17 protein-coding genes are annotated in these 14,350 nt (G+C 72.4%); 6 read left to right on the top strand and 11 right to left on the bottom strand.

Annotated elements, in window-relative coordinates:
- Positions 1 to 88: 88 nt before the first annotated feature.
- Positions 89 to 664, top strand: a complete 576-nt coding sequence (locus OO57_RS25555; protein ID WP_033255004.1) for an AMIN-like domain-containing (lipo)protein — start codon at positions 89 to 91, stop codon at positions 662 to 664.
- A 45-nt stretch (positions 665 to 709) separates the two neighbouring features.
- On the opposite strand, the gene OO57_RS25550 is transcribed toward OO57_RS25555, so the two are convergent.
- Both OO57_RS25550 and OO57_RS25545 read right to left on the bottom strand, forming a co-directional pair.
- Positions 710 to 1,039, bottom strand: a complete 330-nt coding sequence (locus OO57_RS25550) for a MoaF-related domain-containing protein (protein ID WP_033255003.1) — start codon at positions 1,037 to 1,039, stop codon at positions 710 to 712.
- A 114-nt stretch (positions 1,040 to 1,153) separates the two neighbouring features.
- Positions 1,154 to 1,549, bottom strand: coding sequence for a ribonuclease domain-containing protein (locus OO57_RS25545; protein WP_033255002.1), 396 nt, complete (start codon positions 1,547 to 1,549; stop codon positions 1,154 to 1,156).
- Between the two features lie 484 nt (positions 1,550 to 2,033).
- Between OO57_RS25545 and OO57_RS41485 the strand changes: the two genes are divergently transcribed.
- On the top strand, positions 2,034 to 3,212 hold the full coding sequence (locus tag OO57_RS41485; RefSeq protein WP_081973954.1) for a glycoside hydrolase family 16 protein: 1,179 nt from the start codon (positions 2,034 to 2,036) through the stop codon (positions 3,210 to 3,212).
- 39 nt (positions 3,213 to 3,251) lie between these two features.
- On the opposite strand, the gene OO57_RS25535 is transcribed toward OO57_RS41485, so the two are convergent.
- On the bottom strand, positions 3,252 to 3,710 hold the full coding sequence (locus OO57_RS25535) for a hypothetical protein (protein ID WP_033255001.1): 459 nt from the start codon (positions 3,708 to 3,710) through the stop codon (positions 3,252 to 3,254).
- Positions 3,711 to 3,792: 82 nt separating this feature from the next.
- Between OO57_RS25535 and OO57_RS46935 the strand changes: the two genes are divergently transcribed.
- The gene (locus OO57_RS46935; RefSeq protein ID WP_267884985.1) at positions 3,793 to 3,924 is read left to right on the top strand and encodes a hypothetical protein; all 132 of its coding nucleotides are present in this window, start codon (positions 3,793 to 3,795) and stop codon (positions 3,922 to 3,924) included.
- A 46-nt stretch (positions 3,925 to 3,970) separates the two neighbouring features.
- Here OO57_RS46935 and OO57_RS25530 read toward each other — a convergent pair whose 3' ends face one another.
- Positions 3,971 to 4,741 (bottom strand): IclR family transcriptional regulator, encoded by a 771-nt coding sequence (locus OO57_RS25530; RefSeq protein WP_081973953.1) that lies wholly within the window; start codon positions 4,739 to 4,741, stop codon positions 3,971 to 3,973.
- 126 nt (positions 4,742 to 4,867) lie between these two features.
- Here OO57_RS25530 and aceB point away from each other — a divergent pair, with 126 nt between their 5' ends.
- Together aceB and OO57_RS25520 are read left to right on the top strand one after the other, a co-directional pair.
- Positions 4,868 to 6,514: a malate synthase A gene (gene aceB, locus OO57_RS25525; RefSeq protein ID WP_033254999.1), complete on the top strand. Its 1,647-nt coding sequence runs from the start codon at positions 4,868 to 4,870 to the stop codon at positions 6,512 to 6,514.
- Positions 6,515 to 6,596: 82 nt separating this feature from the next.
- Positions 6,597 to 6,983, top strand: a complete 387-nt coding sequence (locus OO57_RS25520; RefSeq protein WP_033254998.1) for a gamma-glutamylcyclotransferase — start codon at positions 6,597 to 6,599, stop codon at positions 6,981 to 6,983.
- A gap of 23 nt (positions 6,984 to 7,006) precedes the next feature.
- Here OO57_RS25520 and OO57_RS25515 read toward each other — a convergent pair whose 3' ends face one another.
- Positions 7,007 to 7,387, bottom strand: coding sequence for a hypothetical protein (locus OO57_RS25515; RefSeq protein ID WP_051778238.1), 381 nt, complete (start codon positions 7,385 to 7,387; stop codon positions 7,007 to 7,009).
- Between the two features lie 163 nt (positions 7,388 to 7,550).
- On the opposite strand from OO57_RS25515, the gene OO57_RS25510 reads away from it, so the two are divergent.
- Positions 7,551 to 8,846: an RNA-guided endonuclease InsQ/TnpB family protein gene (locus OO57_RS25510; protein ID WP_081973959.1), complete on the top strand. Its 1,296-nt coding sequence runs from the start codon at positions 7,551 to 7,553 to the stop codon at positions 8,844 to 8,846.
- 98 nt (positions 8,847 to 8,944) lie between these two features.
- On the opposite strand, the gene OO57_RS25505 is transcribed toward OO57_RS25510, so the two are convergent.
- The 6 genes from OO57_RS25505 to uraD all read right to left on the bottom strand — a co-directional run.
- Positions 8,945 to 9,370 carry a hypothetical protein gene (locus OO57_RS25505; RefSeq protein WP_033254997.1) on the bottom strand — a complete coding sequence of 142 codons (426 nt, stop codon included), beginning with the start codon at positions 9,368 to 9,370 and terminating at the stop codon, positions 8,945 to 8,947.
- Between the two features lie 157 nt (positions 9,371 to 9,527).
- On the bottom strand, positions 9,528 to 10,910 hold the full coding sequence (locus OO57_RS25500; RefSeq protein ID WP_033254996.1) for an 8-oxoguanine deaminase: 1,383 nt from the start codon (positions 10,908 to 10,910) through the stop codon (positions 9,528 to 9,530).
- A complete protein-coding gene (locus OO57_RS25495; protein WP_033254995.1) occupies positions 10,871 to 12,292 on the bottom strand; it encodes a nucleobase:cation symporter-2 family protein in 1,422 nt (473 codons plus the stop codon). Before OO57_RS25495 ends, OO57_RS25500 begins: the two co-directional genes overlap by 40 nt.
- A 211-nt stretch (positions 12,293 to 12,503) precedes the next feature.
- Complete coding sequence (gene pucL / locus OO57_RS25490) at positions 12,504 to 13,424, bottom strand: factor-independent urate hydroxylase (protein WP_033254994.1); 921 nt, start codon at positions 13,422 to 13,424, stop codon at positions 12,504 to 12,506.
- A gap of 31 nt (positions 13,425 to 13,455) precedes the next feature.
- Complete coding sequence (uraH, locus tag OO57_RS25485) at positions 13,456 to 13,788, bottom strand: hydroxyisourate hydrolase (RefSeq protein ID WP_033254993.1); 333 nt, start codon at positions 13,786 to 13,788, stop codon at positions 13,456 to 13,458.
- 45 nt (positions 13,789 to 13,833) lie between these two features.
- Positions 13,834 to 14,350: 2-oxo-4-hydroxy-4-carboxy-5-ureidoimidazoline decarboxylase (gene uraD, locus OO57_RS25480; protein WP_324606800.1), on the bottom strand; the 517-nt coding region annotated here is incomplete at its 5' end.

The raw sequence follows: 14,350 nt of genomic DNA, 5'->3' as shown, positions 1-14,350 counted from the left end.
GTTCCCGCAGGCCCGAAACCTTTCCGCGCGCCGGCGCGTGGATACCTACGGGCCGGCCGCCCGGGCCGGCACGAGAAGGGGGAACGACATGCGACGGTTGACCACCGCGCTGGCTGCCGTGATGCTCGCCGCGGGGGTGGCGGCGACCGCGGCGCCGACGGCCTCGGCCGCCACCGACTGCTCGGTCGTCTGGGGCAGCCTCGCCCGGCAGGACCAGACCGTCCCGTACCAGATGCAGCCGCTGACGAACATCCGCACCGGCGCCCACGAGTGCTTCGACCGCCTGGTGGTCGACGTCCCGGGCACCTCGCCGGAGAACCCGCTCTCCTACCGGGTGCACTACACGACCGGCAACAACATCTACCAGGCCGGTTCCGGCACGCCGATCCCGGTGAGCGGCGGCGCCGTCCTGGAGGTCACCGTCGGCGCGACCTCGTACGACCCCACCACCTGGGAGCGGGTCTACCCGGCCAGGTCGGGCGACCCGCTCCCGGGCGTCGACCTCACCGGCTACCGCACCTTCGTGGACACCCGGTTCGCCGGCAGCTTCGAGGGCGAGAGCCAGTTCGGCCTCGGCGTCCGGGCCCGCCTGCCGTTCCAGGTCTTCCAGCTCGACGGCCGGCTCGTCATCGACGTCGCCCACAGCTGGGGCACCACCGGCTGACCCGCGGCGCAGCGGCGCGGAGGCGGTCGCGGAGGTCCGGTCCGGCTACGGGGCGGGGGTGAGGGTGCCGGTGTGCAGTTCGCCGACCCGGCCGGTCTCGCCCTCCCACGTCCAGAACACCTTGACCGTCAGGGCGTTGAGGTCCATGACGTGGCTGACGGTGATGCCGCTGCGCTCCGTCCAGGAGACGAACCAGACGTTCGGGCCGACCTCCGCCACGTGCAGTGGGACGTCCTCGTACTGTCCGGCCGACTCGCCCAGGCCCTCCCAGCGCAGCCGGGTGCCGTCCGCGGAGTAGGAGTTGCGGAAGGAAGCGCCGTTGTCGACCTCGAAGAGGTAGGTGCGGCCGGCGAAGCCCGGCAGGGGGGCGTTCATGGGGGTCCTCGGTCCTTCGGGCGGATCGGATCGGCGGGGCGGGTGCGGCCGGGTCGGCCGCACCCGCCCAACCTATCGGACCGGGGCCCCGCGGGGGCCCGGAGCCGGGTCGGGTCAGCAGCCGAAGTTCACGCGGTAGAACGTCGCGTAGTGGTCGGCGGTGTAGTAGTCCTCGTGGTAGACCCTGCCGGTGACGATCCGTCGGGCGCCGCGGGTCGAGCTGCCCGGGGTGATCACCGTGTACTCGTGGTAGTAGCCGGACGTCTGCGCGGGCAGGACGCCCTCCCGGTTCTGGAACACCACGCCGTCCTGCGAGTACGGGAACGGCCCGCCCGCGTCGATCAGCCGGATGGTGTCGCGGCCCTGGCTGGGCAGCGCCGAGTAGCAGACGTTCCCGCTGACCGCCGCCCGCGCCTCGCCGGCGGCCGTGACGGTCGGGAGGAGGGACAGCAGGCCGAGGGCGGCGACCGAAACGGCACGGATCTTCAACGCGCGTAGAGTCATTCGCATGCCAGCAGTCTGACGCCCGGTCCGCCCCGGCGGAACCCTTGGCGCGAACACTTCACCCGGGCGCCACCGCCGTACCACCCCGCCGCCTCGCCGGGGAAACGGCCGGGCCACCCGGGCGGGGCCGGGCGTGCGGCCCGGGGCGGTGGTCACGGAGCGTGGTGTGAGAGTGCTCTCAGCGGGGGCGGGGGCCTTGGAGACAAAGCGACAATCTGCCTAGCCTGCGAGGGCGCCCCGGACGGGGTGCAACCGCCGTCGGGACGCCGAATCCTGCCCGGTCGACGGCGTTCCCACAGCACACCACGGGCGGGAGCGGGGGACCCACGGCAGTACGCCGTGCCAGGCCACCGCCCCTGCCCGGCGGTGGGCACCGGGCGCGGCTCGGGGTGAAGCCGCGCGTGCGCGTGCGGCCGGGCGTGTGCGGAGACCTCCGCGGCGGACCGAACCCGACAGCTCACCTCGCAGGCGTCGCGGAGGACCACACCCCATGCGACCCACGCCCCTCGCCCGCACCGCCCCCGCCCGCACCGCCCCCGCCCGGCTCGGCGTCCTGGCCGGCGCCGCCGCCCTGATCGGCGTACCGCTCGCCGCCGGACCCGCCGACGCGGCCCTCACCACCACCGGCGCCGTCGGCGTCGTCCAGGACCGGCTCGCCCCGACCGCGATGACCGCCGGCAGCGCGAGCACCGCCTCGCTCACCCTGCACGCGAGCCGCTGCTTCACCGCGAAGACCGTCGGCGTCGGCGTCCGCGACGCGGCCGGGACCAACCTGGACTTCCCCGGCAACGCGAGCAACGTCCGGATCTGCCCCGGCGGCACCACCGTCACCACCGGCGCCCGCACCCTGCCCGCCGGGAGCTACACCCAGTTCGGCTTCTGGCAGGACACCGCGGGCGGCTGGCACAACCTGCCCTCGCGGACGCTCACCGTGGCCGACGCCGCGCCGGTCGCCCCCGTCGTCCCCGCGCTGCCCGCCCCCGCCCAGGGCAAGGCGCTGACCTGGGCGGAGGAGTTCTCCGGGCCGATCGCCTGGGGCAGCAAGTGGACCGGCGACCGCAGCAGCGCGTACCGCTACGGCAACCACAACCCCGACGACAACAAGCTGGACTGGCTGGCCCCGTCCGCCGTCACCGTCTCCGGCGGCACCGCCACCTTCACCGCCACCCCGTCCGCGCACACCCTGGAGAACGGCCGACAGGCCTGGGACACCGGGCTGCTCACCACCGAGTACAGCGGCGACGGCTTCCAGGTCCGCACCGGCGACTACGTCGAGGCCCGGGTGAAACTGCCCTCCGGCACCGGGGCCTGGCCCGCGCTGTGGACCTGGAAGGACGGCAACAACGAGATCGACAGCTTCGAGTACCACCCCGACAACCCGAACCTGCTGGAGCTCTCCAACCGGATCCGCTCCGGCCTGAAGTACCACACCGACGCGAACGCGATCGCCCCCGACCGCTGGGTCACCGTCGGCACGTACTACGGCGCCGACTCGGTCGACTGGTACGTCAACGGCGCGAAGGTGTTCTCCGACGGGACGGGCGTCGGCGCGAACTGGTCGGCCTACCCGATCCTCAACCTGTCGCTCAGCGCCGGGCAGTACCACCCGGCGGCGAGCGGCAGCGCGCCCGTCGCGTTCAGCGCCGACTACCTGCGGGTCTACCGCTGACGCGCGGCTGACGGCGGCTCGGGGGCGGCCGTCAGCGGCTCAGGAGACGGTGAGCGTGAACGGCGTCCGGTTGTTCGCCGGGTCGTGGTCGTCCGCGCTCACCACCCGCACCCGCCCCGCGGTCCGCAGGCCGTGGGGCAGCCCCGCGTCCGCCCGCACCGGAACGAGGGCCGTCGCCGAGCGCAGCGGCGGCAGGCCGGCCGGGAACGTGCAGCTGACGGTGCGGCCGGTCGCCGTGCAGGAGGACGGGAAGTACGGCCCGGCCGGGCTGAACCCCGGGGGGAGGTCGACCACCACGGTGAACGGCGAACCCGCGGTCTCCGGGCCGCCGTTGGCCACGAACGCGTGCACCGTGGTCGTCCCGCCCGGCGCCACCGGGTCCGGGTCCAGCCGCACCACCCGCAGGTCCGAGTCCGACGGCGCGGCGGTCGCGCCCAGGGTGCCCAGCGCGCCCAGCGCGAGCGCGGGGGCGGCGAGCCGGGAGAGGAGACGGTGCACGGGGCCCTCCTGCGGAGCGTGAGCGGATGTGCGCCCAGCGTAGTGGCGGCCCGGAGCGGCGCTGTCGGACCACGCCGCTGCCGTGCGCCGCACGACCTCCTCCTCGTCCTCGCCGGTCGACGCGATCCAGGGGGACGAGGACGCACCGACGGGCCCCGGTTCGTACCGGGGGCGCATCCTGGGTCACGTGCAGCAGGCGCTGAACTGCTGCTGACCGCCGGAGGGGAGCCCGCGACGGGGCGGTTGTACCCGCCCCGGGGTCAGAGGACCTCGCCGAGGCGGGCGGCGATGGCCTGCATGAGCGGGACGAGGCCGGCGGCGCCGGACTGGGCTTCGAGGGCCTGGATGCGGGCTTCGGGGCCGGAGACGGAGAGGGCGGTGGGGGTGGGGGCGCCGGGGACGGCGACGGCGATGCAGCGGACGCCGATCTCCTGCTCCTGGTCGTCGACGACGTAGCCGAGGTCGCGGGCGGTGGCGAGGTGGGCGAGCAGGGTGCCGGGGTCGGTGACGGTGTGCGGGGTGTGGGCCTGGAGCGGGCCGGGGCCGAGCAGGGCGCGGGCCTCGTCCTCGGGGAGCTGGGCGAGCAGGGCCTTGCCGACGCCGGTGCAGTGGGGCTGGACGCGGCGGCCGACCTCGGTGAACATGCGCATGGAGCGGCGGGACTGCACCTGGCCGACGTAGACCACCTCGCCGCCCTCCAGGACGGCCAGGTTGGCGGTCTCGCCGGTGGCCTCCATGAGTTCGGCCAGGTAGGGGCGGGCCCAGGAGCCGAGGAGGCGGCCGGCGGTCTCGCCGAGGCGGATCAGGCGCGGGCCGAGGGTGTAGCGGCGGGCGGTGTCCTGCCGGACGTAGCCCTGGGCGACCAGGGTGCGGACCAGGCGGTGGATGGTCGGCATCGGCAGGCCGGAGGCGGCGGAGAGCTCGCTGAGGGTGGCGATGCCGCCGGAGTCGGCGAGCGCTTCGAGGAGCTGGAAGGCGCGTTCGACGGACTGCACCGATCCGGTGGCGCGTTCGGTGGGGGTGCCGGCCATCGGCGTTCCCTTCGAGGTCGGGTGGGGAGTAGAGTCCCACGCGATCATCAACAAACCGTTGAAATTCTGTATCGCGGAAACTAGTCTCCACTGTACAGAACGGAACAGCCCGAGGAGAGTCCTGCCATGGCCGCCGCAGATCAGGGTCCGTCCCCCGCCGTCCCCGGTGTCACGGTCGCCGGTCCGCCGGTGCCGCGCGCCGAGGAGGTGCTGACCGCCGGGGCGCTGGAGTTCGTCGCGGACCTGCACCGCACGTTCGAGGGCCGCCGGCAGGAGCTGCTGGCCGCCCGCCGCGAGCGCCGCGCCGAGATCGCCCGCACCGGGACGCTGGACTTCCTGCCGCACACCGCCGACATCCGCTCCGGCGACTGGCAGGTCGCCCCCGCGCCGCGCGCCCTGACCGACCGCCGGGTGGAGATCACCGGCCCCACCGACCGCAAGATGGTCGTCAACGCGCTCAACTCCGGCGCGAAGGTCTGGCTCGCCGACTTCGAGGACGCCACCGCCCCGACCTGGGAGAACGTCGTCTCCGGGCAGGTCAACCTGACCGACGCCTTCGAGGGCCGGATCGACTTCACCAGCGAGCAGGGCAAGGCGTACGCGCTCAGGCCCGCCGCCGAACTCGCCACCGTCGTGGTCCGCCCCCGCGGCTGGCACCTGGACGAGCGGCACCTCACCGTCGACGGCGCCCCGGTGGCCGGCGCCTTCGTCGACTTCGGCCTGTACTTCTTCCACAACGCCGCCCGCTTGATCGCCAAGGGCGAGCAGGACCCGAACTCCGGCCCCTACTTCTACCTCCCCAAGACCGAGAGCCACCTGGAGGCCCGGCTCTGGAACGAGGTCTTCACCCGCGCCCAGGCCGCCCTCGCCATCCCGCACGGCACCATCCGCGCCACCGTGCTGATCGAGACCGTCACCGCCGCCTTCGAGATGGACGAGATCCTCTACGAACTGCGCGACCACGCCGCCGGGTTGAACGCCGGCCGGTGGGACTACCTGTTCTCGATCGTGAAGAACTTCCGGGACGGCGGTGAGCGCTACGTCCTGCCCGACCGCAACACCGTCACCATGGCGTCCCCGTTCATGGCCGCCTACACCCGCCTGCTCGTGCAGACCTGCCACCGGCGCGGCGCCCACGCCATCGGCGGGATGGCCGCGTTCATCCCCTCCCGCAAGGACCCCGAGGTCAACGCCGCCGCCCTGGTCAAGGTCCGGGCCGACAAGGAGCGCGAGGCGTCCGGCGGCTTCGACGGCTCCTGGGTCGCCCACCCCGACCTGGTGCCGGTCGCCCGCGCCTGCTTCGACGCGGTGCTCGGCGAACGCCCGCACCAGAAGGACGACCCCGGCTCGCCCGAGCAGGTCACCCCCGCCCAACTGCTCGACGTCGCCGGGGCCGGCGGCAGCTGCACCCGCACCGGCCTGCACAACGCCGTCCAGGTCGGCGTCCGCTACATCGAGGCCTGGCTGCGCGGGCTCGGCGCCGTCGGCATCTTCCACATGATGGAGGACGCCGCCACCGCCGAGATCTCCCGCTCGCAGATCTGGCAGTGGATCCACAACGGCGTGGTCCTCGCCGACACCGGCGAGAAGACCACCGCCGCACTCGTCCGACGCCTGGTCGCCGAGGAACTCGCGCAACTGGAAGCCGAGTTGGGCGAGCAGGCGTACGCCGCCGGGCGCTGGACGGAGGCCGCCGCACTGTTCGAGCAGGTCGCCCTCGCCGAGGACTTCCCCGACTTCCTCACCCTCCCGGCGCTCGCCCTCATCGACTGAGCGGACGCCCGTGCGCTCCGCCCCGCACCGCAGGCACCCTCACATCGGCCGCGGTGCGGGGCGGCCCGACGAAAGGAGCACCATGGCACGCATCTTCTTCAACGGCCAGGCGATGACCGGCGGCCCGTTCCACGCCAAGGTCCACGGCCACCTGATCGGTCCGGCCCGCACCGCCCCCGGCTACCGCTTCTTCTCGATCCGCGACGAGTGCCCCGCCCTGCTCGCCGACCCGGGCGTCGACACCGCCGTCGAGGGCGAACTCTACGACCTCCCGCTGGAACACCTCCGGGACGCCGTCCTGCCCGGCGAACCGCTCGAACTGGAGCTCGGCGTCATCGAGTTGGCCGACGGCACCCCCGCGCTGTCGATGGTGCTGGCCCGCGGCCAGCTCGAACGCGGCGTGCACCGCGAGATCACCGAACACGGCGGCTGGCGCGCCTACTTGGCCACCCTCGGCCGCGAAGCCTGAACCCGCTTGCACAACAAGCGAGTTCAGAAGGCCGACTGCAGGAGGCCCACCAGGAGCAGCGTGCCGAACGGCAGCACCGCCAGGCCCGCGCGCACCCGGTGCCACTGCCGCCGGGGCAGACCCAGCGCCCGGCGGCCCAACAGGCCCACCAGCACCCAGCCGAGCACGGCCAGCAGCAACAGCGGCACCAGCACCATGAACCACGGCAGCATGCCGTCGTCCTCGTTCGGGTCCTGGCCGGTCCACCCCAGCGCGTGCAGCGGGTAGTTCCTCATGAAGAACGTCACCAGCACGAGCGGGACGACCAGCAGACACCCGTAGACCAGACCGGCCACGCAGGCCACCGACCAGCGCACCGGCCCGGGCGTGGCCGGGACGGCGGTCGGTGGAAGGGGCTCGGGCACGCAACGTCTCCGGGGCGGGAGAAAGAAGTGGTGTCGGACATGGTACGCGTCGGCTGGTACTTCGCGGTGAGAGCCGGGCGGCCTCGCCTCCGGAAGGCGTGGGCAGTGACCTGCACACATGTTCCCGTCGATTTCCACGGGCTGGCTCCGTATCGTGGCCCGCGTGCAGTTACGGTACGGCTTTCGTCTGTATCCGAGCGCCGGTCAGCGTGCATCGCTGGCAAGGGCGTTCGGATGTGCGCGGGTGGTCTACAACGACGCCCTCCGGGCGCGGGAGACCGCTCGCAACGAGAGCATGCCGTTTCCGAGGATCAGTGACCTGTCGAAGCGGCTGATCACCGAAGCGAAGAAAACCCCGGAGCGGGCCTGGCTCGGCGAGGTCTCCGCGGTGGTCCTCCAGCAGTCACTTCGCGACCTGGACACCGCCTACCGGAATTTCTTCGAGGGCTTGAGGGGCAAGCGCCCTCGCACGGGGGCGCCCCGGTGCAAATCCCGCAAAGGAACCCGGCAAGCCGTCCGGTTCACCGCGAACGCCTGCTGGTCGATCACGGCTGGTGGGAAGTTGCGCCTGCCGAAGATCGGGGACGTCAAGGTGAAGTGGTCCCGCACATTGCCGTCGACGCCGTCGACGGTGACGGTGGTCAAGGACAGTGCGGGCCGGTACTTCGCGAGTTTCGTCGTCGAGACCGGCCCGCAGGAAGTACTGCCGAAGACGGATGCCGTGGTCGGGATCGATCTCGGGCTCGGGCACTTCGCGGTCCTCTCCGACGGCCGGAAGATCGACAACCCACGTTTCCTGCGCCGGGCCGAGAAGAAACTGAAGAAGGCACAGCGTGCCCTGTCCCGCAAGGAGAAGGGCTCCCGCAATCGGGGCAAGGCCCGGCTGAAGGTTGCCCGCGCCTACGTGCGGGTCGCCGACGTGCGGCGCGATTTCCACCACCGGCTCTCCACCGAGTTGATCCGTGAGAACCAAGCGGTCGCCGTGGAGGACCTGGCGGTGAAGGGACTCGCCCGCACGCGCTTGGCCAAGTCCGTCCACGACGCCGGCTGGTCGGCGTTCGTGGACATGCTGGAGTACAAGGCCGCGCGTTACGGGCGGCAGTTCATCCGGATCGGCCGCTTCGAGCCCACCAGCCAGGTGTGCTCGCACTGCGGCGTCAAGGACGGACCCAAACTCCTCCAGGTCCGTGAATGGACGTGCAGGGCGTGCGGGAACGTCCTCGACCGGGACGTCAATGCGGCGGTCAACGTCGCCAAGGCCGCCGGACTGGCGGTGTCAGCCTGTGGAGCGCAGGTCAGACGGGCACCCGTGCCCGCACAGCGCGGCGAAGCAGGAACCCACCCGAAGCGCTCATCCGTCCGGTGGGAGCAGGCGGGAACCTCCGGTCGACAGACCGGAGAGGACGTCAAACCTGGAACCTGGCCGGCTATCGCACCTGCCACACCTCCGACGGCCTGACCGGCGCCGAGCTCCGCCGCGTCCCGCTGCTCTGGAAGCCGAGCAGGGTGCGGCCCGCCACCGGATGCCCCGTCGGCAGCGGCGGGGGCGATCTCGGGTCAGTCGCCGGAGACGCCGAAGAAGCCCATGTGGGTGGGTTCGCCGTCGGTGTGGAGCAGGACGTGGATGCCGGTCCAGCGGTCGTCGACCTCCGTCCGCAGGCGCGGGTTCCCGGCGAGCACTCGGGTGTACTGCTCGACGGTGGGGCGCTCGGTGCCGAAGTACTCGGCGAGGTCCGGCGGCGGGAGCGGGCGGAGCGTCCCGAGGTCGGCGGGCTCGGTGCCGTCCTCGACGGCGTACGGGACGTCGAGCACCGAGTGGGTGCCCTGCTCGCCCATGAACTCCTCGTCGGCCCACAGCTCTTCGAGGCTGTCGTACTCCTCGTCCCACCCCTCGGCGGTGAACACCTCGCGGTGCAGCGCGTCCAGACTGCGCTGGGGCGAGCCCAGCCAGGGGGTGACGTAGTGCCAGGCGCTCGCGCCCATGGGTGCCTCCTCGTCCCGGGTGAACGGCCGGAGGCTACCGCGGGGCGCCGACAGCAAGGGGTCGGCCCCGGACCCTTCGCCGGGGGTCCGGGGCCGTGGGCCGGGGGTCCGCCGTCGTCCCTGGCGGTGGGCTCCCGGGGTTCGGTGGGGGAGGGGGTCAGGTGCGGGAGGCGAGGTCGCGGGCGGCGCGGGCGGCGGCGAGGGCGATGCAATCCTCGTCGACGGTGGTGAGGCGGCCGTTCTCGACGACGGCGTTGCCGTTCACGAACAGGGCGGCCAGCGGCGGGAGGGCGCCGAGGACGAGGGCGGCGACCGGGTCGGCGATCGAGGAGTGCAGGACGCCGTCGACCTTCCACAGGGCGAGGTCGGCGAGCTTGCCGGGCTCGATCGAGCCGATCTCGTCCTGGCGGCCCAGGACGCGGGCGCCGCCCATGGTGCCCAGCCGCAGGGCCTGGCGCACCGTCAGGGCGTCGGGGCGGCCGTGCAGGCGGTTGATCAGCAGGGCGTTGCGCAGTTCGGTGCCCAGCTCGCCGGACTCGTTGGAGGCGGTGCCGTCCACGCCGAGGCCGACCGGCACGCCCGCCCGCAGCATGTCGGGGACGCGGGCGATCCCGGCCGCCAGACGGGCGTTGGAGGACGGGCAGTGCGCGACGCCGGTGCCGGTCTCGGCGAACTTCGCGATGTCGGAGTCGTTCATGTGGACGCAGTGCGCCATCCAGACGTCCTCGCCGAGCCAGCCCGTCGACTCGAAGTAGTCGGTGGGGCCCATCCCGAACAGCTGCTTGCAGAACTCCTCCTCCTCGGCGGTCTCCGAGCCGTGGGTGTGCAGCCGCACGCCCTTGCGGCGGGCCAACTCGGCTGACTGGCGCATCAGTTCGGTGGAGACCGAGAACGGCGAGCAGGGCGCGATCGCGACCCGCAGCATCGAGTCGAACGAGGCGTCGTGCCACTTGTCGACGGCGCTCTCGGACGCGGCGAGGATCTCGTCGGTGTCCTCGACCGCGTGGTCCGGCGGCAGGCCGCCGTCCTTCTTGCTGCGGTCCATCGAGCCGCGCAGCGCGGTGAACCGCAGGCCCAGCTCCTGCACGCCCGCCACCGAGGCGCCGAGCACGTCGCCGCCGCCGCGCGGGAAGACGTAGTGGTGGTCGGAGGCGGTGGTGCAGCCCGACTTGAGCAGTGCCGCGGCGGAGCCCTGGGTGGCGGCGTGCACCAGTTCCTCGTCGATGCGGGCCCAGGTCGGGTAGAGCGCCACCAGCCAGTCGAACAGGATGCTGTCCTGGGCCAGTCCGCGGGTGATCCACTGGTAGAAGTGGTGGTGGGTGTTGACCAGCCCGGGGGTGAGCAGGTGCCCCTCGCCGTTGATCCGCCGCGCCACGTTCTCCAGCCAGGCGGGCGCGGGCCCGTCGCCGACCGACTCGACGGTGTTGCCGAGCAGCACCACGTGGCCGCGTGCGTACTCGGTGTCGTGGGCGTCGACGGTGGCGATCGCGACGTTCTCGATCACGATCCGCCGGTCGGCGGCGGGGGGCTGGACTGCCATGGGGGAACTCCTTGGAGGGAACGGCCGGCGGAGCCGACGTGGTGGAACAGCAGGTTGAGCAGCACCGCGGCCAGGCAGCCGGCCGAGATGCCGGAGTGCATCAGGGTGCGGACGGCCTCCGGGAACCCGTCGTAGAAGGACGGTACGGCGATCGGGACGATCCCCACCCCGAGCGACACCGACACCAGGACGGTGTGCGAGGTCGACTCCATCCCGGCCTCCGCGAGGGTGCGGATCCCGGACGCCGCGACCGTGCCGAACAGCACGATCCCCGCGCCGCCCAGCACCGGCTGCGGCACCAGCGACACCAGCGAGCCGAGCACCGGGAACAGGCCCAGCAGCACCAGGATGCCGCCGCCCGCCGCGACCACGAACCGGCTGCGCACCCCGGTGAGCGCCACCAGTCCGATGTTCTGGGCGAACGCGCTGCACGCGAAGCCGTTGAACACCGGGCTGACCGCGGTGGCCAGGCCGTCGGCGCGCAGGCCCGCCGCCAGGGTCGGCTCGTCCGCCTCGCGGTCGACGATCCGTCCCAGGGCCAGCATGTCGGCGGTGGACTCGGTCATCGAGACCACCATGACGATGCACATCGACGCGATCGCCGCGGCGTCGAACTGCGGCCCGCCGAAGTGGAACGGCGAGGGCAGCGCGAACACCTGCGCGTCGCCGACCGCCGAGAAGTCGGCCAGGCCGAGCGGGAAGGCCGCGGCGGTGCCGACGGCCAGGCCGATCAGCAGCGACATCTGCTGCCAGAAGCCCCGCAGCAGCCGGTTGCCCAGCACCACCGCGGCCAGCGTGAACGCGGCCAGGCAGACCGCCTTCGCGGAGCCGTAGCCGGGCGCGCCCGGCGAACCGCCGCGCGCCCAGTTGACCGCGACCGGCAGCAGGGACACCCCGATGAGGGTGATCACGGTGCCCTGCACGACCGGCGGGAAGAACCTGACCAGCCGGCAGAAGTAGGGCGCCGCGAGGAAGCACAGGACCCCCGCGACGATCACCGCCCCGAAGACCACCGGGAGGGCGTCCTTCGGGCCCCCCTTGCTTTCGATCGAGCCCTTCGCCACCGCCAGCATCGGCGCGACACCGGCGAACGAGACGCCGTTGACGAACGGGAGCCGGGCCCCGATCCGCCAGACGCCGAGGGTCTGCAGCAGGGTGGCCAGGCCCGCGGTGAACAGGCTGGCCGATATCAGCAGGGCGAGTTCGCCGGGGCTCAGCCCGACGCCCGCGCCCACGATCAGGGGTGGAGCGACCACGCCGGCGTACATCGCGGCGACGTGCTGCAGCCCGGTGCCGAACAGCTTCGGCGGGGAGAGCACCTCGTCGACCGGGTGGGTGGGGGTGGAACCGTCGTCAGTGGTGGGGGTGGTGCGGAGTGCCATGGAAGTAGCCCCTTTGCTGCCCCAGGCTCTCGGCGCAACCCGGGCGCTGGAGAGGGTGGTGGATCCGGGCCGGAGGGCGGGACGACGGTGCAGGGTCCCTCGGCCTGCTCTCCGGCCCCCGGGACTGCCGCCGTGAGGGCGGGCACGGTCTCCGGACGGTGTGGGGGAGGGAGAGTCGAGCGCGTTACTGCTGGCGGGAGTTGACGGGGCGTCAGGAGACCGGGATGACCGGGGTGACGCCCTCGCGGTGCACGGTGCCCTCGATCAGGCCGTACATCCGGTCGGCGGCGTAGTAGACCTCGTTGTCGTTCTTCAGCCCGAACGGCTCCAGGTCGACCAGGAAGTGGTGCTTGTTCGGCAGCTCCAGGCGGACCTCGTCCACCTCGGCGCGGTTGTTCAGCACCCGGGTGCCCATCGCGTGCAGGGTCTGCTGCAGCGAGTAGGAGTAGGTCTCGGCGAACGCCTCCAGCAGGTGGCGGCGCACCTGCTGGTACGAGCGGTTCCAGTTCGGCTCCGGCTCGCCGTCGCGGCCGTGGAAGCCGAACGCCCAGCGGGCCGTCACCTGGGTGGCCAGGATGCGGTCGTACGCCTCCTGCAGGGTGGTGTACCTGTCCTTGATGTAGCCCCAGAACTCGGAGTTGGTGGTGTTCATCACCACCAGGTCCTTGAGCCCGGAGACGACCCGGAACCGGTCGCCGTCGTACACCACCTCGGTGGTGCGCACCTCCTGGCCCTTGCGGACGAAGGAGTGGCCGACCTCCTCGGAGCCGATGAACCGGGAGGACGATTCGGGGGTCCTGATCCGCTCCCAGCCGTACTCCTCGATCCGGATCCGGGCGCCGTGCACGACGCCGCGCTCGGTGTCCTCGACGAAGTGCCGGGCCAGCCGGACGCCGAAGCCCTCGGCGGACTCGATGCCGTGCTCCTTGGCGTAGGCGTACACGGTGTTCTTGGTGGTGTCGGTGGGCAGGCAGTTGGCGTTCGAGCCGGTGAGGTGCACGTCCTCGAACTCGCCCCGCAGCGAGACCGAGACGTTCAGGTCCTTGATCTCGTGGCGGGTGGAATCGCGGTAGACCCGGACGATGCGGTTCTCCGCCTTGCCGTACTGGTTCTGACCGAGCACGTGGGCCATGGGGTGGCTCCTAGGGTTCCGTGCGGCCTACCTAGCTTCCGCGGTAGACCGAGTAGCCGAACGGGTTGAGCAGCAACGGCACGTGGTAGTGGTGCTGCGCGGGCGCGACCGTGAAGACGATCGAGACCTCGGGGAAGAACGGCTGCCCGGCCGACCCCGCGTGGTACTCCGCGGTGTCGAACAGCAGCCGGACGACCGAGCCCGCCTCCACGGCCGGCAGGTCCTCGACCCGGCCGTCGGAGTCCGTGGCGGAGGTGCCGAGCACCTGCCAGCCACCCTCGGTGTGCAGTGCCAGCTCGACCGGAACGCCCTCGGCCGGACGGCCGAGGCTGGTGTCGAGCACATGCGTGGAGATGCCGGTCATGGGGGGAACCCCTCACTGAGTGGCAGGAAGTGACTGTCCGTCAATTCACTGCGGTACGTCAAGCAGTTGATTGATGCGAATCTCGTTGATCCTCCGCAGCTCGCCCCGGACGGTCTCCGCCTCGGTGGCGGCGTCGTTCGGGTACCGCTCGCGCAGCGCGGCGAGCATGCCGTCCGCGGTGCGGCCGGTCGCGCAGATCAGGAAGACGTGGCCGAACTTGGCCTCGTAGGCGGCGTTGGCGGTGCGCAACTCGTCCAGCACGGACGGGTCGACGCCCCGGACGCCGGCCTGCTCGCGCTCGGAGACGGCGTCACCCGGCTTCGGGGTGCCGATCCGGGCGTGGCCGGCCATCGCGTCGCGCAGGTCGTCCGCGGAGAGCTCCGCCATCGCCTTCGCGTTGGCGGTGAGCAGCTCCTCGCGGTCCCGCCAGGGGCGGGACGCCGCGACGGCGGCGGCCCAGGCGGGGCTGGAGCAGACCTCCAGCAGGATCTCCCCCAGTTCGGCCGCGCCGGTGGCGGACAGGGCGGCCAGGGCGGAGGGGGAGGGGCGGGCGGAGGGGGAG

The sequence above is a fragment of the Kitasatospora phosalacinea genome (assembly GCF_000717185.1).
GTDB lineage: Bacteria > Actinomycetota > Actinomycetes > Streptomycetales > Streptomycetaceae > Kitasatospora > Kitasatospora phosalacinea_A.
The sequence above is the reverse complement of the archived record's forward strand: the minus strand, read 5'-3'. Positions and strand labels throughout refer to the sequence as shown.

Bases quoted from the DNA above. Each gene is read 5' to 3' on its own strand.
- OO57_RS25555 (WP_033255004.1), top strand. From the start codon at position 89: ATGCGACGGTTGACCACCGCGCTGGCTGCCGTGATGCTCGCCGCGGGG.
- OO57_RS25550 (WP_033255003.1), bottom strand. From the start codon at position 1,039: ATGAACGCCCCCCTGCCGGGCTTCGCCGGCCGCACCTACCTCTTCGAG.
- OO57_RS25545 (WP_033255002.1), bottom strand. From the start codon at position 1,549: ATGCGAATGACTCTACGCGCGTTGAAGATCCGTGCCGTTTCGGTCGCC.
- OO57_RS41485 (WP_081973954.1), top strand. From the start codon at position 2,034: ATGCGACCCACGCCCCTCGCCCGCACCGCCCCCGCCCGCACCGCCCCC.
- OO57_RS25530 (WP_081973953.1), bottom strand. From the start codon at position 4,741: ATGGCCGGCACCCCCACCGAACGCGCCACCGGATCGGTGCAGTCCGTC.
- aceB (WP_033254999.1), top strand. From the start codon at position 4,868: ATGGCCGCCGCAGATCAGGGTCCGTCCCCCGCCGTCCCCGGTGTCACG.
- OO57_RS25520 (WP_033254998.1), top strand. From the start codon at position 6,597: ATGGCACGCATCTTCTTCAACGGCCAGGCGATGACCGGCGGCCCGTTC.
- OO57_RS25505 (WP_033254997.1), bottom strand. From the start codon at position 9,370: ATGGGCGCGAGCGCCTGGCACTACGTCACCCCCTGGCTGGGCTCGCCC.
- OO57_RS25500 (WP_033254996.1), bottom strand. From the start codon at position 10,910: ATGGCAGTCCAGCCCCCCGCCGCCGACCGGCGGATCGTGATCGAGAAC.
- OO57_RS25495 (WP_033254995.1), bottom strand. From the start codon at position 12,292: ATGGCACTCCGCACCACCCCCACCACTGACGACGGTTCCACCCCCACC.
- pucL (WP_033254994.1), bottom strand. From the start codon at position 13,424: ATGGCCCACGTGCTCGGTCAGAACCAGTACGGCAAGGCGGAGAACCGC.
- uraH (WP_033254993.1), bottom strand. From the start codon at position 13,788: ATGACCGGCATCTCCACGCATGTGCTCGACACCAGCCTCGGCCGTCCG.